Raw genomic sequence first — 23201 nt, forward strand, 5'->3', positions numbered from 1 at the left:
AAGATATTTGCTGGCGTAACAGCGCTCATAATTTAAAAGATTTATTTATAGTTTGTTATCACGGAAAGATTTTAACTTAATACATGCCAGTAAGGCATCAGGTAAAAATAACCGGAGAGAAGAAGATGAACAAAATGCTATTAGCCGGAAGTGCCGGTATTGTTCTGCTGTCTGCTGCAGCCAGTCCGGTATGGGCAGACGATAATGCCAGTACATTTTCACTTGGATACGCCCAGTCCCATACTAATCACGCCGGGACGTTGCGTGGGGTTCGGCTGGCAAACAACTATGAAATGTCACCGGACTGGGGGCTGACAACCTCATTTGCCTGGCTAAATGGAAGCCAGCGCTATTCCGATGAAAGCAGTAATGGTCGTGTAACAACCCGTTATTACTCCCTGCTTGCAGGCCCCTCATGGAAAATAAATAACCAGTTAAGTCTGTATAGTCAAGTGGGCCCCGTATTATTGCATCAGCGTGATCACGGGGTAAATGAGTCTGACAGTAAGGTCGGATATGGTTATTCTGCTGGCGTGGCTTATACGCCGGTCAGTAATGTCGCTATAACTCTGGGTTATGAGGGCGCGGATTTTGATGCTACCCATAACAGCGGAAGCCTTAATAGCAATGGTTTTAATCTTGGCGTGGGTTACCGGTTCTGAATAGGATAATCCGATAAAAAATGTTACTTTGTGGAGATGATGGATTATGAAAAGCCATATTATGCCAGGCGTTGCGCTGATGGTTATCCTGTTTTCAGGAAATATTATGGCCGCAACAAACATGACTGATAACGTTACTCTGAATAATGACAAGATATCCGGACAGGCCTGGCAGGCCATGCGTGATATCGGAATGTCGCGATTCGAGTTGTTTAATGGTCGCACCCAAAAGGCGGAACAACTGGCTGCGCAAGCAGAAAAACTCCTGAACGATGACAGCACTGACTGGAAGCTGTATGTCAAATCAGATAAAAAAGCCCCGGTTGAAGGAGACCACTATATTCGGATAAATTCATCGATTACGGTAGCCGAAGATTATCTCCCTGCGGGCCAGAAAAATGATGCTATTAATAAAGCAAACCAGAAAATGAAAGAAGGAGATAAAAAAGGGACTATAGAGGCCCTGAAACTAGCAGGCGTCAGTGTTATTGAAAATCAGGAACTCATTCCTCTTCAGCAAACCCGTAAGGATGTGACCACAGCGCTTTCCTTGATGAACGAAGGAAAATACTATCAGGCAGGTCTGTTACTGAAATCAGCTCAGGATGGCATAGTTGTAGACTCTCAGTCAGTTCAGGAATCATCCACGCCCCCCGTGCAGCACGACGCCGCGCATTAATATCCCCCAGCCTGCTGTATATATTACAGCAGGCAGCATTATGTCTGACAGCTATTACCAGTTTGTTCTTTGCTGTCGGCATTGTTTTTAAATTTCATCCGCGAAGTTCAGAAATGTCAGGGTACCTGCATTTATATCTATTGTGATGCCCATCACAAATACAGAAGAATATCATTTCATTTATTATTTTTTATTCCTTCCACTTATGATGGTTCATAATGATTTATTAAGTTAATGTTTTGGAATTAAATGCCTTTTACTTGCATTATATCCAGTTTTTTATGCTACCAGTAATTTCATTGTTATATATGATTAGTATTATGTTTTGTAAATATCCAGTGTAATGGAAAAGCAAAACATACATTCCATATAACATATTACAAAATATTTCATGTCCGCTGCGAATATCTGTCTGTTAGGTATTCACCCGCTTATAATTACATTAAAAAGTATTTCTTTGATGATTATTCTTAAATTACGATCATAATCATCGATCGTATCGATCTATTTTTATTGTTTTAATTTGAATAAGAATTTTCTTACAACTGATTAGGCATTAGCTGAAATCAATATTTTTCGATGGAAAGTTCAGGTGCTTCGTTTAACACCAGGCGTTTATTATTCATGCGAATCTTTTCTGAACGCTTTCATTAATACCCTCAGATTTGTTTTCAGCCTTTGCAAAATAATTCTCATTCACCCAAAGGACATATTATCTATGCGTAATAAAATAATACTTGCCATGGCGGCTGCCGGTATGATGTATGGCGCTTCTGTATATGCAGTCGATCCACCAACAGCAGGCCCGTTCGGCTCAGGTAAAATTACCTTTACTGGCACCATCACCAACTCCCCCTGTGATATCGCGCCGGGTGACGATGCGATCACCGTTCCGTTTGGACAGATTTCTTACCGTAAACTGAATACCGCCGATGCAACCACGGACTCAAAACCGTTCACTATTCATCTGCAGAACTGCGCCTTCGATCCGAATGATGCAGGTTCAAATCCTGCTGGCTCCGCAGGGAAAATGTCTAAAGTGACCGTCTCTTTCTCTGGCGGAGCCAATGTCGCGAAAAAGGCTTACACCACCAGCGGCAGCGCACAGCATGTTGGTGTCCAGCTACTGAAGAGTGACAACACCGCAATTATCGAGCCCAACACCCAGATGCCGGAGGACGACGCTCAGCAACTGCAGGCCGGAAACAACGAACTCAACTTCTATGCCCGGCTAATAGCACTGGATAATGGCGTCACGCCCGGTGACTTCACCGCATCTGTCACCTACACCCTGAAATACCTGTGATTTTACGCGGTAAATAACGACAGGGAGAAGCCGTCCACGGAGGGGTTCGGACGGCTTTTATATCTGACCATGCCTGCGGGCTGTCTGTTACACGGACGACAACACGAAAGCGCCATGCCATGAAAATTACCCGGCTTGCCATTCTGATTACCCTGACATTTTCCGTCCTGAAGTCGCAGGCCACGGAGTTCAATGCCAGCCTGCTGGACAGCGGGAACCTGTCCAACGTGGACCTCACGGCCTTCAGCCGCGAGGGGTATGTGGCGCCCGGTAACTATATTCTCGATATCTGGCTCAATGACCAGCCGGTACGGGAACAGTATCCGGTCAGAGTTGTACCGGTTGCCGGACGCGACGCGGCCGTCATCTGTGTGACAACAGACATGGTGGCCATGCTGGGTCTTAAGGATAAGATTATTCATGGCCTGAAACCCGTTACCGGTATCCCGAACGGGCAATGCCTTGAGCTGCGCTCCGCTGACAGTCAGGTACGGTACAGCGCTGAAAATCAGCGTCTGACCTTCATTATCCCCCAGGCCTGGATGCGTTATCAGGACCCGGACTGGGTGCCCCCTTCACGCTGGAGCGACGGCGTCACCGCCGGCCTGCTCGATTACAGCCTGATGGCCAATCGCTATATGCCGCAGCAGGGAGAGACCTCTACCAGCTACAGCCTCTACGGCACCGCCGGGTTTAATCTCGGCGCCTGGCGGTTGCGGAGCGATTATCAGTACAGCCGTTTTGACAGTGGGCGGGGCGCATCACAGTCCGATTTTTATCTGCCGCAGACGTATCTGTTCCGTGCCCTGCCAGCACTGCGCTCAAAACTGACGCTCGGACAGACGTACCTCAGCTCCGCTATTTTTGACTCCTTCCGCTTTGCCGGGCTCACTTTGGCCAGCGATGAGCGCATGCTGCCGCCCTCTCTTCAGGGGTATGCCCCGAAAATCAGCGGCATTGCGAACAGTAATGCACAGGTTACCGTCAGCCAGAATGGCCGCATTCTGTACCAGACCCGGGTGTCGCCGGGGCCTTTTGAGCTTCCCGACCTGAGCCAGAATATCAGCGGCAACCTGGATGTCAGCGTCCGGGAAAGCGACGGCAGCGTCCGGACCTGGCAGGTCAACACGGCCAGCGTCCCCTTTATGGCACGCCAGGGACAGGTTCGCTATAAGGTGGCCGCCGGACGTCCGCTGTACGGCGGAACGCATAACAACAGCACGGTCAGCCCTGACTTTCTGCTCGGGGAGGCCACCTGGGGAGCATTTAACAACACGTCGCTGTATGGCGGCCTCATTGCTTCCACCGGCGACTACCAGTCCGCGGCGCTCGGGATCGGCCAGAATATGGGGCTGCTGGGCGCTCTGTCTGCGGACGTCACCCGCTCAGATGCGCGGTTGCCGCATGGGCAGAAGCAGTCCGGTTACAGCTACCGTATCAACTATGCCAAAACGTTTGATAAAACCGGCAGTACCCTGGCGTTCGTCGGATACCGCTTTTCGGACCGCCATTTTCTTTCCATGCCGGAGTACCTGCAGCGTCGGGCCACCGACGGCGGCGATGCATGGCATGAAAAACAGAGCTACACCGTGACTTACAGCCAGTCCGTTCCGGTACTCAACATGAGCGCGGCCCTCTCGGTAAGCCGGCTCAATTACTGGAATGCGCAGTCCAACAATAACTACATGCTCAGCCTCAACAAGGTGTTCAGTCTCGGCGACCTTCAGGGACTCTCGGCTTCGGTGTCGTTTGCCCGTAACCAGTACACCGGCGGGGGGAGCCAGAACCAGGTCTACGCCACCATCAGTATCCCGTGGGGAGACAGCCGCCAGGTGAGTTACAGCGTACAGAAAGATAACCGGGGCGGCCTGCAGCAGACCGTGAATTACAGCGATTTCCATAACCCGGACACCACATGGAACATCAGCGCCGGTCATAACCGTTATGACACCGGCAGCAACAGCAGCTTCAGCGGTAGTGTGCAGAGCCGTCTGCCGTGGGGCCAGGCGGCAGCGGACGCCACCCTGCAGCCCGGACAGTACCGCAGCCTGGGCCTGAGCTGGTACGGCTCGGTGACGGCCACCGCCCACGGCGCCGCCTTCAGCCAGTCGATGGCCGGGAATGAGCCCCGCATGATGATAGATACCGGAGACGTGGCCGGTGTGCCGGTGAACGGTAACAGCGGGGTGACCAACCGCTTCGGGGTGGGCGTGGTGAGCGCCGGCAGCAACTACCGCCGCAGCGATATTTCGGTTGATGTGGCCTCCCTGCCGGAGGACGTGGACGTCAACAGCTCCGTCATCAGCCAGGTGCTGACGGAGGGCGCGGTGGGCTACCGGAAGATTGACGCTAGCCAGGGGGAGCAGGTGCTCGGTCATATCCGGCTGGCGGACGGTGCCAGTCCGCCGTTTGGCGCTCTGGTAGTGTCCGGGAAAACCGGCAGAACCGCGGGGATGGTCGGAGATGACGGTCTGGCCTACCTGACAGGTCTCAGCGGGGAAGACCGCCGGACCCTGAATGTGTCCTGGGATGGCCGGGTGCAGTGCAGGCTCACCCTGCCGGAAACGGTGACACTCAGCCGGGGGCCGCTGTTACTGCCCTGCAGATAAAAATATCCCTGTCATAGATCAGGACTAAAGGAGAAAACAGGTGAAAAACAGCAGAAGAAGCCGTGTGATTTTACTCGCACTGGCGGCAGCATGGAGCCAGTGCAGCCCGGCGGCCGTCAATGTCGACCGGACCCGTATTATCATGGATGCGCCACAGAAAACGGTGGCCATCACGCTGAATAACGATGACAAAACCACGCCGTTCCTGGCGCAGTCCTGGGTGACGGATGCTGACGGGGTGAGAACCGATGCGCTGATGGCGCTGCCGCCGCTGCAGCGTATTGATGCCGGACAGAAATCCCAGGTCCGCATCACCCAGGTTCGCGGGCTGACAGATAAGCTCCCTCAGGACAGGGAAACGCTGTTCTGGTTTAACGTGCGGGGCGTTCCCCCGAAGCCGGAAGACGACAACGTCCTGCAGCTGGCCATGCAGAGCCAGCTGAAACTGTTTTACCGTCCGAAAGCCATTATCAGAAGCAGCAATGACCAGCCGGAAAGAAAGCTGACCGCTGAGCGGAATGCGGGACACCTGACCCTCAGAAACCCGACGCCGTACTACATCACTGTGGCGTGGCTGGGAGCAGACCGCAGCCACAGGCTCAGCGGTTTCCGCGAGGGCGTGATGGTGCCGCCCCTGGGGAGCCTGCCTTTAAAGGCTGTTCTGCCGGCAGAAACCCGGACGCTGTGGGTGGGGTATATTGATGATTACGGTGGACTGCAGATGAACCGCTACGCCTGCGATGCCCTGAACTGCGCGTTTAAGGACGCAGGGGCAACATCATGACAGAATGGATTTTTAATCTGAAAACAAAACTGACCGTGCTGGTGATGATGTTGTGTTCTTTATGTGTGACTAAAGTGTATGCGGTTGAGCCAGGTATAAATGAATGTGTAGTCACTTCTGGTCAGAATATTAATTTAAGAAGTATAAATTTGACAACCGATGATTTTAAACCTGGCCCGGATTCGGTTATCTATTCAATCAATCAGGATGCAGTTTTCAAATGTTCAATGGGATATGGCACGCAATTTCCACAGCTGGTATTTAATCAGGGCTACTTCAGTAAATTTACCCAGACACTAGATGCGATGGGACTTGGATTCAGAATGTCCGTTAAAGAAACAGAAAATGCTTCAAATGTTGTTTCGTTCTCCTGGGATGAAATAAAGAGCACTCAGTCAGGAAATGAGTTACGAAAAGAGTTTGGCACAAAACTACCTGTTGGAACTACAGAACGAAAAGTAAGGATAACACTGGATTTCTTATATACAAAAGCATATTCAGAGAGTAGTGCAGTTACAGCTTTTACGGGGATAAGTAATGTTTTAAATATTGTACCTTTTCCTTATTCTTTGAGACAAAACGGATTTGTTTTATCTGGTTTTAATGTGAGAATTCTCAGAAACGGATTGGGTAAAGTTGACATTGTTCCATTACAGGTCAACTTTGGGCATATTTATACGACTTATGAACCTTCACAGACCAGACAGGCAAATTTTACAGTGATCGCCAGGCAGGTTTTACGACCAGCTATGGGACAGGAATTCACGATCCCTCTGGCCATCACCTTCGGGAAAGGTGCGCTGACACAGGATACCGGGCAAACTCTGAATCTTGTCAGTCTGGATGGCCCCAACAAAGGTCAGCCTAATGGACTCCGGCTTTCAATAAAAGATGATAAAGGAAAAGAGATTACTTTTGATAAACAAGAAGTACTGGGGGATATTACTATTACAGGAACTGTCACCGGTAATGTGTCAAAGGTATATACTGCAGTAATAACCCCGACCCCGGGGGGAAGTGTAAAGACAGGAAAGTTTTCTGCTGCAATACCCGTTACTGTTACCTATAACTAATCGGGGGGGGCAGATAATAAAAATAAAAGAACTGACTGAGTTATCGGGGAACTAATCCCGAATAAACACACATTAATAATAAATACTATTTAAGAGTTGTTCTTCACCTCCGGGAAATCATTTACCCAGTTATGGAGAGGTTTTATGTGCCCTGATAATACACACGCAAAAAAGCAGTACCTTACCCCTGGTAACGATATTCATTATCCCGGACAGACCAACCATGATGCCTGTTTTATTCCGGTAAGTGTCCGCCAGTATGCCGGCGAGCCCCTGTATATCATCGTGGCACACTGGTGCCTGTTGCAGCAGAACTGGGTTCAGCGTAACCAGATAGCAGAGGCGTTTCACATCACGGCCAGACGGGCCAGCTACCTGATTGCCTATCTGCGAAGCAAAACATCGCGGGTGGTCAGCATCTGCCGTCACCAGACCCTGCCCAATAAAGCACGACGCTATGAGATTTATGTTATCCGGGTTCTTGACAGTCCCACCCCGTCCACGCGTCGTGAAAAAGCCGGACCGCCGCCGGTATCAAAACGCCGGGTCGGTAATGGTGACAGGTCGATGGCAAATGAACTGTGGAACCGGCTGTGCAGTAACAGAAATGCGGGGAAGATCCTGAAAAAGAAGGAGGATGAGGATGACGGAACATAACCGGATGCCGGCCCGGCAGATTATCGTTTACGGTGACTGCTGGCCGGTGACGATCGCCGTGGCACACCTGGTCCGAAGATTTCTGCCGGGCTGCAACTGTGAAACCGCATACAGGCTGCCTGTTCTGTTGCAGCAATTACGTCGGAAACCGGAGGCCATACTGATACTGTGTCTGCGTCCCCGTGAACATCTCTTTTTGTTCTATTCCCTGAGACAGATACTGCCGGACTACCCGGTTATGGTTATCAGCGATGAGCTGTTTTTCAGCGACCGGGTGGTACTGAAGGTATACGGCGGCATCCCGGCGCTGCTGGAGCAGGAACTGGCGGAGATACTTATCCGGGGGCGGCGGGATGAACAGTGGGCCGGGGGCGCACGCCTGCGCAGGACAGGAGCGCTGGACGCCTTTTTGTTATCTCCGGATCCGGTGACGGGCTTTCTGGAAGTGCCGCCGATATTTAACAATCCGAAGCGGTTGATGAACTATATGGATCAGTTGATGCACCGGGAGATACTGGCATGCGGAGTGAGCCTGGCCCAGTTACGCTTGCTTCAGGAAGTTTACCGTGGACGGGGAAGGTTGTCAGCGTTGTGTGGAAGGCTGAATACGCAGGAGAAGCAAATCTGGCAGGACAAATACCGGTTACTGGTGAAGCTGGGAATGCGGAACCGATTACGGGAACTGCTGTTTGGTACCCGGTTTTGTAAATCACTGCAGCGAACTCCGTTTATCGCTCCGCAATAACCCGCCTCCGGCGACCCTATCCAGAAACACTGACACTCCGGCTAAACCCGGTGGCGGTGGGGTATGTTTTGCCTGTGGTGTAGTGGAGTAAAATACAGAATTCAGGCGGGACGCTGAATGTATGGCCTTTCATACCGTTTGATAAGTAAAAACGCTTCTGGAATGAAACCCGAAGTGAATGATACGGCCTGAGCAGAAGCGTTACATATTTACTGCATGATCCCGGTATAGCCATGAATTCCCATATACACGCCGACCAGACCAATCAGAATGCTCGAAAAATAGGGCGCCCGCCGGGCAAGCGTCGAAAAACCACTCCAGCGCTTTGCTGCCTGTTGAACGCTTATCGCCGCGCCAACGCCTACCGTCACCAGCGTTAATGCCAGGCCAAGACTAAAGCTCAGCACCATCGTGGCGCCCAGCGTAAACGCTTTAAGCTGGATACAAATCAGTAAAACGGTGATCGCAGCCGGACAGGGGATAAGCCCTCCGGTCAGGCCGAACAGCAGGATCTGTCCATTATTCACTGTTTGACCATCAAAACGGCGTTGAATATCGGCAGCATGGGCGCGTTCATGGGCATCCTGATACGCTTTTGACGTTGCGCCTTCCGGATGTATGTGACCATGATGGTCATGGTCATGGTCATGGTCATGGTCATGGTCATGGTCATGGCCGTGGTCGTGATGGTGGTCGTGATGGTGGTCGTGATGGTGGTTTCCCGCCAGCCACTGCTGCTCGCCTCGCCATGTCCGCCAGAACATCCAGCACGCGGTGCTCAGAATAATAATCGCAGAAATTAACTGCAGCCATGGTTCCACTGATTGTGCGGTGAATGCCCGGCTAAGATACATCCCACCCAGAGCGATTAACCAGACGATCGCGGTATGAGAAAGCGTTGCTGCCAGACCGAGCATGACAGCCTGTTTAACCGTACCTTTAATGGCAATGATAAAAGCCGCCATCATAGTTTTGGAGTGCCCTGGTTCAAGCCCGTGCAAAATACCTAATAAAATGGCGCTGGGAATGAAGAACCAGCCGTTTCCTTGCTGAAGAAGTGTCGAAAATTCACCCATGAGAATGATTCTTAGTTGTTTTATGTGGGCGTCATTCTACTCCCCCCCAGTATGGAATACTACCCCCCAGTAGCATCGTAATGCTATAATTTGTATTCGTTAATGTTAGTGAGGTGTTGTAATGTCACATACCATCCGGGACAAACAAAAGCTTAAAGCCAGAACCAGCAAGATTCAGGGGCAGGTGATAGCGCTAAAAAAAATGCTGGATGAACCGCATGAATGCGCGGCCGTGTTACAACAGATCGCGGCGATTCGCGGCGCGGTAAATGGCTTAATGCGTGAGGTTATTAAAGGGCATCTGACCGAGCATATCGTTCATCAGAGTGATGAAGCCAGACGTGAAGAAGATCTGGACGTAATATTAAAGGTGCTGGATTCTTATATAAAATAGCCGGGAGTTATATCCCGGCTATCTTTTACTTTAGCCGAAAAACATCACCGATACGCAAAGTAAACCGACGACCAACGTAATGAAATTGCCTACTGAACGGTAGGGTTTCAATGCCGGTATCAGGTACGTTGACAACGTGGGCATAATAAACAGAATCATCGCAATGAGCGGGCCGCTAATGGCATAAATCATAGAGATGGCATTCGGGTTAATACAGCAAATAATAAACGTAATCCCGGAAACCAGCATGATAGACAGCGCGCGATTGAACGCCCGGCTTTTTTTCACGCCAACCTGCTGTAGGGTGGTTCTTACCATTTCGGTTGCGCCCTCGATGACGCCGAAATAGGTGCCGAGGAAAGATTTCGACATGGCCACGACGGCAACGATAATACCGGAAATAGAGAGCCAGGCCGGCGCATTGGGCATCATCGAGAGCGCGGAAAGGATGGTAACGCCTTCGTTGCGCGCGTCTTCAATGTATGACGGCGGAATGGAGAGCAGGCAGCTAAAGACAAAGAACAGCACGCTCAGGCAGATAATCAGATAGGCGACCTTCATGATCTTTCTGCATTTATCCATGGCCTGATCGCCAAAATTTTCCCGTCTGTCGATGGCAAACGTCGAAATAATGGGCGTATGGCTAAAAGCAAAAACCATCACCGGAATAGAAATCCATACCTGGTGCAACGTGTGACTATCCAAAGACATCTGCCCGGTCAGTAACGAGGGTTGCCAGCTTCCGGTTAAGTAGAGCGAAAGGAACAAGAAGTAAGCGATAAGTGGAAAGACTAAAAAGCCCATTACGCGAAGAGTGGCATGTCTTCCCATTAAGAAAATCATATTCAGGATAAGTACTACGCCGAAGCTAACTGCCATCCGGATGCGAATATCTATCTGAATATGCTTCGCTAATTGTTCTGTCAGGGAATTGGTAATCGCCACAGCATAAATTAATACCACGACAAAAAACGCAATGAAATAAAGCGTGGTAATAATACTGCCGATTTTCTTGCCGTAATAATGAGTAACGGCGCCAGTAATTCCCTCACCGGCAGAAGTCTTTGAGGAAAGAATAAACTGACACAGCGCCTTATGCGGCCAGTATGTCAGAGGCCAGGCGACCAGCGCGGTAATAAATAGCACGATTGCGCCTGCCGATCCCAACTGGATGGGAAGGAAAAGAGTGCCTGCGCCTACAGCCGTTCCGTATAATGCAAAACTCCAGAGAGTCTCATCTTTTGACCAAATTTTAGACATTATTTGAATTTATCAACTATAAAACACACAAAAAGAAGCGCAATTTACCATAAATAGCGTCAGTTGGGGGCGTTTTAAGCAGATGGATGTCGTGGAGGCGGAGGGCCGGGAGCGTTGCGATCCCGGCAAAAAAGAGCAATATCATGCACTAACGCGCTGTTGGCGGCGAGTCACTATTCGTTGGCGTAAAACATCGTATGCCCAGTTGTACAGCATCGTGTACGGCAAAAAGAACAGGAAGAAACCAATTTCCAGGGTGAATGCTTGTAGCAGGCTGACATTCAGTACCCAGGCGACAATACTCACGCCAATGACAATAAACCCACTTTCAAATCCTAACGCATGGAGTGCGCGCACTTTGGCGGTTCGTCTCACCTGATGCGCAGGCCACAGTCGATCAAACAGAGCGTTATAAATGATATTCCAGATCATGGCCGTCGTTGCCAGCAATATCGTCAGGCCGCCCATCTCTAGCACCGAGCGCTGCATTAGCCAGGCGGTCGTTGGCGCCAGTATCGCAGTCGCAATACCTTCAAAACAGACAGCATGGAAAATACGCTCCGGCAGCGAGCGACGTTGTATGGCGTCATGTTGCATAAACGAAAAAACCTTACTCTTAATCAAAATAAAGAAATTTCCGCTATTTTATCGTTTAATGTGATACCTAAAAGATAATATCCATCGATAAAGTAGATAGGTTATGCGTTACTCACCTGAAGCGTTAATGGCATTTGTTGAGACCGTCTCTTGCGGTTCGTTTTCTGCGGCGGCGCGCCGCCTGCGTAAAAGCCAGTCCACCATTAGTACCGCCATTGCGCATCTGGAGGCGGATCTGGGATTTTCATTATTTGATCGATCTTCGCGCCAGCCCGTTCTGACCGAAGAAGGAAAACGGGTGCTTAGCTATGTTCAGGCTATTTTATCGGCGAGCGATCGTTTGGATGAGGTGGCGCTGACGTTATCCGGCGAGACGGAGGCAAGACTCACGTTCGTCCTCTCTGATACCCTGCACCCTGACAGTCTGGAAGAGTTAATGGCGCAGTTTGATCGTCAATTTCCGCATACCGAGTTTGAATGCTTGATCGGAGAAAATGATGATGTCATCGACCTGTTGCAAAAAGGGCGCGCCCAGATAGGCCTGATTGAAGCGCGTGATGACTATCCCACAGACATTGGCGCGACGCGTCTGCCTGTTCAAAGCTGGATGGGGGTTTATGTGGCGACCACGCATCCGTTGGCGTCGCAGACGAACCTGCAATGGGAGCAACTGCATACCTGGCGCGAGCTGCGTCTGAATACCTACCTTGAATCTAATGCCAACATTACGCGCGGCCCGGCCTGGTCAGCGCCAAACTATTTATTACTGTTGAGCATGGCGGTTCAGGGATTTGGCTGGTGCGTATTGCCCTGCGCGCTGGTGGAAGAGTTTGCGGCGGAAAAACCGCTGGCCCAGCTGGAAGTTCCTGGCTGGCCGAGGGCGATTGCTATTGATTTGCTGTGGAACAAGAAGACGCCGCCCGGAACGGCAGGGAACTGGCTTCGCTACCATTTGCAGCAGAATTAAGCTGCGTCACCGTCAAATCAGCGTCATTTCCTTTGTGATAAAACTCACTTTTTTTAAACAATCAAGATAACTAATTTTAACAATGCTCTACTATGGCGGTGTCATTTTGCGCTGAGGTGGTAATGAAAGAGGTTGTGATAGTGGGGGCTTTACGGACACCCATCGGCTGTTTTCAGGGAACGCTGGCCCGTCATTCCGCCGTCGAGCTGGGGAGTATGGTCGTAAAAGCGTTAATTGAGCGCACCGGCGTGGACGCTAATGCTATCGATGAGGTCATCCTCGGTCAGGTACTGACGGCTGGCGCCGGGCAGAATCCGGCGCGCCAGTCAGCCATCAAAGGAGGGCTGCCGACTACCGTTTCCGCTATTACCATTAATGACGTTTGTGGTTCCGGTTTAAAAGCGTTGCACCTGGCGACGCAGGCTATTCAGTGCGGCGAAGCGGACATTGTTATTGCGGGCGGGCAGGAGAATATGAGCCGTGCGCCGCATGTCCTCAATGACAGCCGTACCGGCGCGTTGCCTGATGCCGACAATCTGGTGGATAGTCTGGTTCATGATGGCTTATGGGATGCCTTCAACGATTATCACATTGGCGTGACGGCAGAAAACCTGGCGCGGGAATATGGCATCAGCCGCGAGTTACAGGATGCTTATGCGCTCAGTTCGCAGCAAAAAGCCAGGGCCGCGATTGATACCGGGCGTTTTAAAGATGAGATTGTCCCCATCGTCACGCAACGTAATGGGCAGACCGCAATTGTCGATACGGATGAACAACCGCGGGCCGACGCCAGTGCGGAGGGGTTAGCCCTGCTGCATCCGGCGTTTGATAGTTTAGGTTCGGTGACGGCGGGTAATGCCTCCTCAATCAACGATGGCGCCGCCGCGGTGATGATGATGAGCGAGGCGAAAGCCCAGGCGCTGGGGCTGCCGGTGCTGGCGCGCATCCGCGCGTTTGCCAGCGTCGGCGTCGATCCTGCGCTAATGGGGATTGCGCCGGTATATGCTACCCGGCGCTGTCTGGAGCGTGCCGGCTGGCAACTGACGGAGGTCGACCTTATCGAAGCCAACGAAGCGTTTGCCGCCCAGGCGTTGTCGGTAGGAAAAATGCTGGAATGGGATGAGCGACGGGTAAACGTTAATGGCGGCGCGATTGCGCTGGGGCATCCTATTGGCGCTTCCGGTTGTCGAATTCTGGTTTCACTGGTGCACGAAATGGTTAAACGCGACGCGCGTAAAGGCCTGGCGACGCTGTGTATCGGTGGCGGCCAGGGCGTTGCTTTAACCATTGAACGCGACTGATCCTACGCCAGCCATCCTTTTCCTGCTTTAGTATTCCTGTCATAAAAAGCCCTCTATCACGAGGGCAAAGCCAGTGACAGACCCCCTTTTTCGTTATAGCGCAGAACGACTTGCCGCGTCGGGCATTGCAGACGCATACCGCTTTTAATTCAATTCGCACATCAGACCTCGTTCTAAAACAAGCTCCAATTTTTATCTGGGTAACCGCATACAGCATCTGGCGCGCATGTCTGAAAATCAGACAAGTGCGTAAGTTTTAGCGCTGATCGTGATCGCTACAGCAGTTTTAAAAATAACCAGACATAAAAATGAAACGTTGTTTTATTTATTGTTGAAAACCTTTATCCAGGCGACTATGATGCCGTTAAATAAATCAAAACAGTGTTTTGATTTTATGCCGTTGCGATCGATTTATCATTGGAGGGAAAGGTGGACGTAAGGCAAAGTATCCATAGCGAGCACGCTAAAACGCTGGACACCCAGGCGCTGCGACGCGAGTTTTTAATAGAAAATATTTTTGTCGCTGATGAATATACGATGGTCTACAGCCATATCGACCGTATTATTGTCGGCGGCATTATGCCCGTCAGCCATCCCGTTGAAATCGGCGGAGAGGTGGGTAAACAGCTTGGCGTTTCCCGGTTACTGGACCGCCGCGAGCTGGGCGTCATTAATATTGGCGGCGCGGGCGCCATTATTGTTGACGGGCAGCGCCATGACATTGGTCATCGTGATGCTCTGTATATTGGTAAAGGGGCGAAAGAGCTGGTCTTCGTCAGCAATGAGGCGAGCAGACCGGCGAAGTTTTATTACAACTGCGCGCCAGCGCACACCGCTTATCCGACGAAAAAAGTGTCGCCTGCCGACGTTGCGCCCGTCACCTTAGGCGATAACCTCACCAGTAACCGTCGCACTATCAATAAATATTTCGTACCGGATGTACTGGAAACCTGTCAGCTCAGTATGGGACTCACCGAACTGGCGCCCGGCAATCTATGGAACACCATGCCATGCCATACCCATGAGCGCCGTATGGAGGTGTACCTCTATTTCAATATGGAAGAGGACAGTTGCGTTTTCCATATGATGGGGCAGCCTCAGGAAACCCGTCATATTGTGATGCGTAATGAACAGGCGGTTATTTCCCCAAGCTGGTCAATACATTCCGGCGTTGGCACCAAAGCCTATACGTTTATTTGGGGCATGGTGGGAGAAAATCAGGTCTTCGATGACATGGATCACGTTGCGGTACAAGATCTGCGCTAGTCGCGACCGGTGATAACGCCTGTGTGACAGGCATGACAAAAATAAGGATTAACAATGATTTTGAATGCATTTTCTCTTGAAGGTAAAGTCGCGGTTGTGACGGGGTGCGATACCGGATTGGGGCAGGGGATGGCGTTAGGGCTGGCGGAAGCGGGCTGTGACATTGTCGGTATTAACATTGTTGAACCGACGGAAACTATTGCGCGCGTCACCGCTCTGGGACGTCGTTTTTTAAGCCTGACGGCCGATCTGCGTCAAATCGATGGTATTCCGGCGCTACTGGAACGGGCGGTGGCGGAATACGGTCATATTGATATTCTGGTGAATAACGCGGGTTTGATCCGTCGTGAAGATGCGATTGATTTCACGGAAAAAGACTGGGATGACGTCATGAACCTGAACATTAAGAGCGTGTTCTTTATGTCTCAGGCGGCGGCAAAATATTTTATTGCCCAGGGCAACGGCGGCAAAATTATTAATATCGCGTCAATGCTCTCCTTCCAGGGCGGTATTCGCGTTCCGTCTTATACCGCGTCGAAAAGCGGCGTAATGGGAATAACGCGTCTGATGGCGAACGAGTGGGCGAAACACAATATCAATGTAAACGCCATCGCGCCGGGCTATATGTCCACGAATAATACCCAACAATTGCGCGCTGATGCACAACGTAGCGCCGAAATTCTCGACCGTATTCCGGCTGGACGTTGGGGACTACCGGGCGATTTAATGGGCCCGGTAGTCTTCCTGGCATCCAGCGCCGCTGATTATATTAACGGCTATACCATAGCGGTAGATGGCGGTTGGCTGGCGCGTTAATCCGCTACTGACAAATGCGTTTCTGGGAAAATCGACTCTTTGGCCGAAAAAACTGATAAAGCCCTGTCCTCGTACAGGGTTTTTTTATGATCTCATTAGCATAGTCCATATTGTGGGTTTAACTTAATCCATATATTGTTAAATAATAGCTATAATCAATGATTTAACTTATTGAAATATTGGTGGTTTGAAAAAATACCCGGCAACGGCGTTAAATTTAAAAAGTGTAATATCCATCACATATCACTATAGCGTAGCCATTTAATCCATATTTATGCCGTTTCCAGCCTGACACTTGAGGAAGAGTATCCCGTACTTTCAGGCTATGTCTTACTCTGTGGTGGCAGGAAAATATGGTCTCTATTAATGACTCTGCTTTAACGCCGCGTTCGCTTCGCGACACACGACGTATGAATATGTTTGTTTCGGTTTCTGCAGCGGTAGCGGGACTGTTATTTGGTCTGGATATCGGCGTTATCGCCGGGGCGCTGCCTTTTATTACCGACCATTTCGTACTGACCAGCCGGCTGCAGGAATGGGTCGTCAGCAGTATGATGCTTGGCGCGGCAATTGGCGCATTATTTAACGGCTGGCTTTCATTTCGGCTGGGGCGTAAGTATAGCCTGATGGCTGGCGCGATTTTGTTCGTGCTCGGCTCGCTGGGGTCGGCGTTTGCTTCCAGCGTGGAAGTATTGATTGGCGCCCGCGTGATACTGGGCGTAGCAGTAGGGATTGCCTCCTATACCGCGCCGCTTTATCTCTCTGAAATGGCTAGCGAAAATGTTCGCGGCAAAATGATCAGTATGTATCAACTGATGGTGACGTTAGGCATTGTGCTGGCTTTTTTATCCGATACGGCATTCAGCTACAGCGGCAACTGGCGCGCGATGTTGGGCGTACTGGCGCTGCCTGCGGTGTTGCTCATTATTCTGGTGGTATTCCTGCCGAATAGTCCGCGCTGGCTGGCGCAAAAAGGTCGCCATATCGAAGCGGAAGAGGTGCTGCGTATGCTGCGCGATACCTCGGAAAAAGCCCGTGATGAACTGAATGAGATTCGGGAAAGCCTCAAACTCAAGCAGGGCGGATGGGCATTATTTAAAGCTAACCGCAATGTTCGCCGCGCCGTGTTCCTCGGTATGTTGCTACAGGCAATGCAGCAGTTCACCGGCATGAACATCATTATGTACTATGCGCCGCGCATTTTTAAAATGGCCGGCTTTACCACCACGGAACAGCAAATGATCGCTACGCTGGTGGTCGGACTGACCTTTATGTTCGCGACGTTTATCGCCGTCTTTACGGTCGATAAGGCCGGGCGTAAACCGGCGTTAAAAATCGGTTTCAGCGTAATGGCGTTAGGGACATTGGTGTTGGGCTACTGCCTGATGCAGTTTGATAACGGTACGGCATCAAGCGGTCTCTCCTGGCTTTCCGTTGGGATGACGATGATGTGTATCGCCGGTTACGCGATGAGCGCCGCTCCGGTGGTGTGGATACTGTGTTCGGAAATCCAGCCGCTGAAATGCCGTGATTTTGGCATTACCTGTTCAACCACGACAAACTGGGTATCGAACATGATCATCGGCGCGACATTCCTGACACTGTTGGACAGCATTGGCGCGGCAGGTACATTCTGGCTCTACACCGCGCTGAATATCGCTTTTATCGGCATCACTTTCTGGCTGATTCCGGAAACCAAAAATGTCACCCTGGAGCACATCGAACGCAAGCTGATGGCGGGCGAGAAGCTAAGAAATATTGGCGTGTAATCACCCCTCCCATGCCGGATGACGCCTGTTATCCGGCATGATGAAAAATAGACTGGAAACGGATGTGTAAGTTTGTTTCACTGCCATAATGCTTTACAAAAAGGAGAGCGCAGTGAAAACGATCGGACTGTTGGGTGGTATGAGCTGGGAATCGACTATCCCTTATTACCGTTTAATCAATGAAGGCATTAAACAGCAGCTGGGAGGCCTGCACTCGGCGAGCTTACTGCTGCATAGCGTAGATTTCCACGATATTGAAGTATGTCAACGCCGCGGCGAATGGGATAAAGCGGGCGATATCCTGGCGCAGGCCGCGCAGGGGTTACAGCAGGCGGGCGCAGAAGGCATTGTGCTGTGTACCAACACCATGCATAAAATCGCGCACATTATTGAATCTCGTTGTTCTCTGCCTTTCCTACACATCGCGGATGCTACCGGGCGAGCCATCGCCCGTCAGGGGTTGCATCGCGTGGCGCTATTAGGGACCCGCTATACGATGGAGCAGGATTTTTATCGCGGGCGGCTGGAACAGCAATTTGCGATTGAGACCATCGTGCCGGAGGCGGACGATCGGGCGCGTATCAATCAGGTCATTTTTGACGAGCTCTGCCAAGGGACATTCACTGACGCGTCGCGCCACTATTATTTACAGGTTATCGAACAACTGGCTGCGCAAGGCGCGCAGGGCGTTATTTTTGGCTGCACTGAAATAGGTTTGCTTGTTCCCCAGACGCAAAGCGCGCTACCGGTTTTCGATACCACGGCAATTCATGCCGCAGATGCCGTGAGCTTTATGCTTTCGTCATCGGCCCCAGAATAACCTCCAGCGGTTCGACCAGGCGCGAAAGATGCGTTTGTAAATGCTTACTGAAGGCGTCAACCAGCGCGGAGGCGGGGCGGTGTAGCGGGCGAATCAGGCTGACGGTAAAGGGCACGTCAATGCTGAAGCGGCGAACGGTGACGCCGCTGGCGGCATAGTCCAGCGCGGTCAGCGGGTTAACGATCGAAACGCCCGCCCCGGCGCGCACCATCGCGCAGACGGAGGCCGCGCTATGCGTTTCCACCACCATTCTGCGCTTCACCTGATGTTCGGCAAATAACGTATCCAATAACTGTCGATAGCTGTCCAGGCGGGAGAGGCTGATAAAGTTTTCCCCCTGAAAATCGTCTGGCGTCAGTACCGTTTTGGCGGCAAGCGGATGGTCGCAGGGCAGTACGCACACTTCATTTAGCGTTAGTAACTCGGTGCGGGTTGTTCCTGCCGGGGCATGAAGCGTCTCCGTCAGCCCTAAATCGTGGCGCTGGGCGGAGAGCCACTCTTCCAGCAACGGCGACTCCTGCGGCACAATATTCAGGCTGACATCCGGATAACGCGCCAGAAAAGGCGGTAGTAACGGCGGCAAAAAGGATTGTGAAAAGACCGGCAGGCAGGCGATAGAGAGCTCGCCCTGACGGAACTCGCGCAGACTTTCCGCCGCGCTGACGATGCGATCCAACCCATACCAGGAGCGTTGTACCTCTTCGAACAGGCGTAGCCCTTGCACTGTCGGATGTAAGCGCCCGCGTGTGCGCTCAAACAGCGTTAATCCCAGCACTTTCTCAAAACGCGCCAGCTCGCGACTGACGGTAGGCTGCGAGGTATGCAGCAGCCGCGCCGCTTCGGTGAGATTTCCGGCGGTCATTACGGCATGAAAAATTTCAATGTGACGTAAATTAACGGCAGCCATACGTTTCCCTGAATCATTTATCCCATATCATTTTTGCATAGACTGACAATAAAACGATATTTTTTATTCTTTCTAAGGTATGGCGTAATCGTTAAAAAGCCTGTTCCGGAGTTTGTTATGTCATTGCCGCATTATCACGCTGAAACTGACCTTAACGCTGAAAATTTGCTCAGATTGCCTGCTGAATTCGGCTGTCCGGTCTGGGTCTATGACGCGCACATTATTCGCCGTCAGATAGCCGCCCTGCAGCAGTTTGACGTTGTGCGTTTTGCGCAAAAAGCCTGTTCGAACATTCATATCCTGCGCTTAATGCGCGCGCAGGGCGTCAAGGTGGATTCTGTTTCATTGGGGGAGATCGAACGTGCGCTGGCGGCGGGCTACGATCCGCAAACGTGCCCTGATGATATCGTTTTTACCGCCGATGTGATTGACGCCGCCACGCTGGCGCGCGTCAGTGAACTGCATATTCCGGTCAATGCCGGCTCGGTAGATATGCTGACGCAGCTTGGTCAGGTTTCGCCTGGGCATCGCGTCTGGTTGCGCGTGAATCCTGGCTTTGGTCACGGCCACAGCCAGAAAACCAACACCGGGGGCGAAAACAGCAAACACGGCATCTGGCATAGCGATCTTCCGGCGGCGCTGGCGGTAATGCAGAAATACCGACTGAAACTTGTCGGTATCCATATGCACATTGGTTCCGGCGTCGATTATGGTCATCTGGAGCAGGTTTGCGGCGCGATGGTACGCCAGGTGCTGGAATGTGGTCAGGATGTGGACGCGATTTCGGCAGGCGGCGGACTCTCGATACCTTATCGTGAGGGAGAAGAGCCCGTTGATACGCGCCATTACTATGGTCTGTGGAACGCGGCGCGCGAGCAAATCGTCCGCCATCTGGGACATGCGGTCAAACTTGAGATCGAACCCGGACGTTATCTGGTGGCGCAATCGGGCGTGCTGGTAACGCAGGTGCGTAGCGTAAAACAGATGGGAAGCCGCCATTTCGTGCTGGTCGACGCTGGTTTTAACGATCTGATGCGCCCGGCGATGTACGGTAGCTATCACCGTATTTCGGCGCTGGCGGCGGATGGTCGCGCGCTTGAAAATGGCCCGTGGGTCGAGACGGTGGTAGCCGGGCCGCTATGCGAATCAGGCGATGTTTTTACGCAGCAGGAAGGGGGAATGGTTGAAACACGCGCCTTACCTGCGGTCATCCCCGGCGATTACCTCGTATTGCACGATACCGGCGCGTACGGCGCGTCTATGTCATCGAATTACAACAGCCGCCCGCTCCTGCCGGAAGTACTGTTTGACAATGGACAGGCGCGGCTGATCCGCCGTCGTCAGACCATTGAAGAGCTGTTAGCGCTGGAGATGCTCTGAAGCGCCTCATTAGGCCGGACGTTGAAAAAACGGGCCCGCGGCGACGGACTCGCGCAGAATCAGCGTGCCGGTAAAGGGCGGGATCGGGGCGACCGGCTCGCTGTTCGCCAGACGAACGGCCTGATCGATCGCGGTGGCTATCATATCCTCGATGGGTAAATAGACTGTTGAAAGCCCCGGTTCAAGCCAGGTTGCGCCCGGCGCATCGTCAAAACCAAACAGCGACACATCCTGCGGGATGCGTAATCCGGCCTGGCGCAGCGCTTTTGCCGCGCCCAGCGCCGTGTCATCATTACAGGCGAATAGCGCGCTAAACGTGACGCCTTCCTCCAGTAATTCCCGGCAGGCGTCATAGCCGCGCGTCAGCGTGTAATCGCCGTATTTCACTTTTGCCGGTTGCCAGGGGATGCCATATTTTTCCAGCGCCTTGCGATAACCCGCTACGCGTGATGTGCCAGTGGGAGTATGAACAGGCAGCGTAATACAGGCGATATCGCGATGGCCTTGCGTAATCAGATATTCCACCGCCTGGAATGCCGCCGTCTCCTGCTCGAAGAAAATAGCGCGATCGCGGGCCTGAGTGACGTTGCGATTAATAATCACCAGCGGCATTTCCGTGGCGTCAATCAACGACAAAATCGCCAGCTCATCCATATAGCGAGTGTAAAGAATAATAGCGTCGCACTGTCTGTCGGCCAACATTTGTACGGCTTTCTGCTCTCGTTCCGGCGTATCGTGACCATCGGTGACGATCAACTGCTTGTTATGAAACTCCGCCTGGCGCGACGCCCGGCGCAACAAACTGCCAAAATAGAAGCCGTCAAACGTAGAGACGACCAGACCGATGCTGTTGCTGGTGCGATTCGCCAGCGAGCGTGCCAGCAGGTTAGGGCGATAGTCCAGAGCCTGCATCGCCGTAAACACTTTCTGGCGCGTACTTTCTTTTACCTGCCCCGTTCCATTTAGCACCCGTGAGACGGTGGCCTTTGATACGCCCGCATGGCGGGAAACATCCAGCATTGTCGCCATCATGCTACCCTGATTAATCGGTTGTCGACAGGTGCCCGGTATCCGTCGGCGTGGACACCGAATGTCGGCGTACCAGTGTCGGACTAAATACATGAGTTACTTCTGGCGTAGGGCATTTCCCTGCCAGCGCTAACGCCAGCTCCGCCGCCTGTGTCGCCATGGTGACGATCGGATACCGAATGGTGGTCAGTCGGGGACGCACATAGCGTGAGACCAGTACATCATCAAAACCGATGAGCGATACTTCGCCCGGCACCCCCACGCCATTATCATTTAATACTCCCATTGCGCCGGCCGCCATCGAGTCGTTATAGCAGGCCACCGCGGTAAAATTTCTGCCGCGACCTAATAACTCAGTCATCGCCTGCTCGCCGCCGCTTTCATCCGGTTCGCCGAACGTCACCAGCCGATCGTTAGCCGGAATATGGCTTTCCGCCAGCGCATCGTAATAGCCCCTCAGGCGATCTTCGGCATCAGAGATGGTGTGGTTGGAACAGATATACCCAATACGCGTATGACCTTGCTGGATCAGATGTCGGGTCGCCAGCCATGCCCCGTAACGGTCATCCAGCGCGACACAGCGGTGTTCTAACCCCGGTAAAATGCGGTTAATCAGCACCATGCCGGGGATTTGCTTCATTAATGAGGCCAGGTCCGCATCCGGAATCATTTTGGCGTGTACCACTAACGCTGCGCAACGATGGCGAATCAACTGTTCAATAGCCTGACGCTCTTTTTGTTCGTTATGATACCCGTTGCCAATCAGTAAAAAATTGCCGGTGTGATACGCCACCTGTTCAACGGCTTTCACCATCGCGCCGAAAAAAGGATCGGAAACGTCGCCGACCACCAGACCGAGGGTTTCCGTTGCCTGCTGTGCCAGCGCGCGCGCGTTGGCGTTAGGGTGATAGCTCAGGGACTCCATTGCGCTGGTCACCGCCAGCCGGGACGCTTCGCTGGCTTTTGGCGAATCGTTAATAACGCGAGAAACGGTGGCGACTGAAACACCGGCCAGTCGGGCTACATCTTTTATGGTCGCCATGATAATACCTATAGTGGGTAAACGCTTACATTACGCCAGTTTTACGGAAAATGAACGTCTGT

22 protein-coding genes are annotated in these 23201 nt (G+C 52.0%); 16 read left to right on the forward strand and 6 right to left on the reverse strand.

Annotated features, from left to right (window positions below; all coding sequences use genetic code 11):
- Positions 1-125 precede the first annotated feature (125 nt).
- The 8 genes from HU143_RS04375 to HU143_RS04410 all read left to right on the forward strand — a co-directional run bounded on the left by HU143_RS04375 (position 126) and on the right by HU143_RS04410 (position 8515).
- The gene (locus HU143_RS04375) at positions 126-662 is read left to right on the forward strand and encodes an STM3031 family outer membrane protein (RefSeq protein WP_023227726.1); all 537 of its coding nucleotides are present in this window, start codon (positions 126-128) and stop codon (positions 660-662) included.
- Between the two features lie 46 nt (positions 663-708).
- A complete protein-coding gene (locus HU143_RS04380; protein ID WP_023227727.1) occupies positions 709-1341 on the forward strand; it encodes a YfdX family protein in 633 nt (210 codons plus the stop codon).
- Between the two features lie 718 nt (positions 1342-2059).
- Positions 2060-2647 (forward strand): fimbrial protein, encoded by a 588-nt coding sequence (locus HU143_RS04385; RefSeq protein WP_023227728.1) that lies wholly within the window; start codon positions 2060-2062, stop codon positions 2645-2647.
- A gap of 119 nt (positions 2648-2766) precedes the next feature.
- Positions 2767-5256, forward strand: a complete 2490-nt coding sequence (gene stdB, locus HU143_RS04390; RefSeq protein ID WP_064441659.1) for a fimbrial outer membrane usher protein StdB — start codon at positions 2767-2769, stop codon at positions 5254-5256.
- A 40-nt stretch (positions 5257-5296) separates the two neighbouring features.
- Positions 5297-6040 carry a fimbrial biogenesis chaperone StdC gene (gene stdC, locus HU143_RS04395; RefSeq protein WP_000798491.1) on the forward strand — a complete coding sequence of 248 codons (744 nt, stop codon included), beginning with the start codon at positions 5297-5299 and terminating at the stop codon, positions 6038-6040.
- Entirely contained in the window at positions 6037-7113 is a 1077-nt protein-coding gene (locus tag HU143_RS04400; RefSeq protein WP_023227730.1) for a fimbrial OM outer membrane protein, read from the forward strand. The genes stdC and HU143_RS04400 overlap by 4 nt, the downstream gene beginning before the upstream one ends.
- A 144-nt stretch (positions 7114-7257) precedes the next feature.
- Positions 7258-7770, forward strand: a complete 513-nt coding sequence (locus tag HU143_RS04405; RefSeq protein ID WP_000336260.1) for a CaiF/GrlA family transcriptional regulator — start codon at positions 7258-7260, stop codon at positions 7768-7770.
- Positions 7757-8515 (forward strand): hypothetical protein, encoded by a 759-nt coding sequence (locus HU143_RS04410; RefSeq protein ID WP_023227731.1) that lies wholly within the window; start codon positions 7757-7759, stop codon positions 8513-8515. The genes HU143_RS04405 and HU143_RS04410 overlap by 14 nt, the downstream gene beginning before the upstream one ends.
- Before the next feature lie 209 nt (positions 8516-8724).
- Here the strand turns inward: HU143_RS04410 and HU143_RS04415 are convergent, their stop codons facing one another.
- Positions 8725-9591, reverse strand: a complete 867-nt coding sequence (locus HU143_RS04415; protein WP_159307493.1) for a nickel/cobalt efflux protein RcnA — start codon at positions 9589-9591, stop codon at positions 8725-8727.
- Positions 9592-9712: 121 nt separating this feature from the next.
- Here HU143_RS04415 and rcnR point away from each other — a divergent pair, with 121 nt between their 5' ends.
- Positions 9713-9985, forward strand: coding sequence for a Ni(II)/Co(II)-binding transcriptional repressor RcnR (rcnR, locus tag HU143_RS04420; protein WP_000019953.1), 273 nt, complete (start codon positions 9713-9715; stop codon positions 9983-9985).
- Between the two features lie 30 nt (positions 9986-10015).
- Here rcnR and HU143_RS04425 read toward each other — a convergent pair whose 3' ends face one another.
- Entirely contained in the window at positions 10016-11245 is a 1230-nt protein-coding gene (locus tag HU143_RS04425; protein WP_000036841.1) for an amino acid permease, read from the reverse strand.
- A gap of 141 nt (positions 11246-11386) precedes the next feature.
- A complete protein-coding gene (locus HU143_RS04430) occupies positions 11387-11842 on the reverse strand; it encodes a multidrug/biocide efflux PACE transporter (RefSeq protein WP_001519547.1) in 456 nt (151 codons plus the stop codon).
- 103 nt (positions 11843-11945) lie between these two features.
- Here HU143_RS04430 and HU143_RS04435 point away from each other — a divergent pair, with 103 nt between their 5' ends.
- The 6 genes from HU143_RS04435 (at position 11946) to HU143_RS04460 (ending at position 18781) form a co-directional block, all read left to right on the forward strand.
- Positions 11946-12809, forward strand: coding sequence for a LysR family transcriptional regulator (locus tag HU143_RS04435; RefSeq protein WP_023227733.1), 864 nt, complete (start codon positions 11946-11948; stop codon positions 12807-12809).
- Between the two features lie 122 nt (positions 12810-12931).
- Complete coding sequence (locus HU143_RS04440; RefSeq protein WP_000665980.1) at positions 12932-14110, forward strand: acetyl-CoA C-acetyltransferase; 1179 nt, start codon at positions 12932-12934, stop codon at positions 14108-14110.
- A 429-nt stretch (positions 14111-14539) separates the two neighbouring features.
- Positions 14540-15376, forward strand: a complete 837-nt coding sequence (gene kduI / locus HU143_RS04445; protein WP_000383270.1) for a 5-dehydro-4-deoxy-D-glucuronate isomerase — start codon at positions 14540-14542, stop codon at positions 15374-15376.
- Positions 15377-15430: 54 nt separating this feature from the next.
- Positions 15431-16192, forward strand: a complete 762-nt coding sequence (kduD, locus tag HU143_RS04450) for a 2-dehydro-3-deoxy-D-gluconate 5-dehydrogenase KduD (RefSeq protein WP_000602495.1) — start codon at positions 15431-15433, stop codon at positions 16190-16192.
- A 353-nt stretch (positions 16193-16545) separates the two neighbouring features.
- Complete coding sequence (gene araE, locus HU143_RS04455; RefSeq protein ID WP_000253635.1) at positions 16546-17961, forward strand: arabinose-proton symporter AraE; 1416 nt, start codon at positions 16546-16548, stop codon at positions 17959-17961.
- 112 nt (positions 17962-18073) lie between these two features.
- Positions 18074-18781, forward strand: a complete 708-nt coding sequence (locus HU143_RS04460) for an aspartate/glutamate racemase (RefSeq protein ID WP_000848629.1) — start codon at positions 18074-18076, stop codon at positions 18779-18781.
- Here the strand turns inward: HU143_RS04460 and HU143_RS04465 are convergent.
- Complete coding sequence (locus tag HU143_RS04465) at positions 18753-19688, reverse strand: LysR family transcriptional regulator (RefSeq protein WP_000741798.1); 936 nt, start codon at positions 19686-19688, stop codon at positions 18753-18755. The two genes, HU143_RS04460 and HU143_RS04465, sit on opposite strands and share 29 nt — an antisense overlap.
- Positions 19689-19805: 117 nt before the next feature.
- Here HU143_RS04465 and lysA point away from each other — a divergent pair, with 117 nt between their 5' ends.
- A complete protein-coding gene (lysA, locus tag HU143_RS04470; RefSeq protein WP_023227734.1) occupies positions 19806-21068 on the forward strand; it encodes a diaminopimelate decarboxylase in 1263 nt (420 codons plus the stop codon).
- Between the two features lie 9 nt (positions 21069-21077).
- Here lysA and HU143_RS04475 read toward each other — a convergent pair whose 3' ends face one another.
- The gene (locus HU143_RS04475) at positions 21078-22100 is read right to left on the reverse strand and encodes a LacI family DNA-binding transcriptional regulator (RefSeq protein ID WP_072162151.1); all 1023 of its coding nucleotides are present in this window, start codon (positions 22098-22100) and stop codon (positions 21078-21080) included.
- A 10-nt stretch (positions 22101-22110) separates the two neighbouring features.
- Positions 22111-23139, reverse strand: coding sequence for an HTH-type transcriptional regulator GalR (gene galR / locus HU143_RS04480; protein WP_000201030.1), 1029 nt, complete (start codon positions 23137-23139; stop codon positions 22111-22113).
- Positions 23140-23201 lie beyond the last annotated feature (62 nt).

The organism is Salmonella sp. SJTUF14076 (assembly GCF_015534835.1).
GTDB lineage: Bacteria > Pseudomonadota > Gammaproteobacteria > Enterobacterales > Enterobacteriaceae > Salmonella > Salmonella enterica.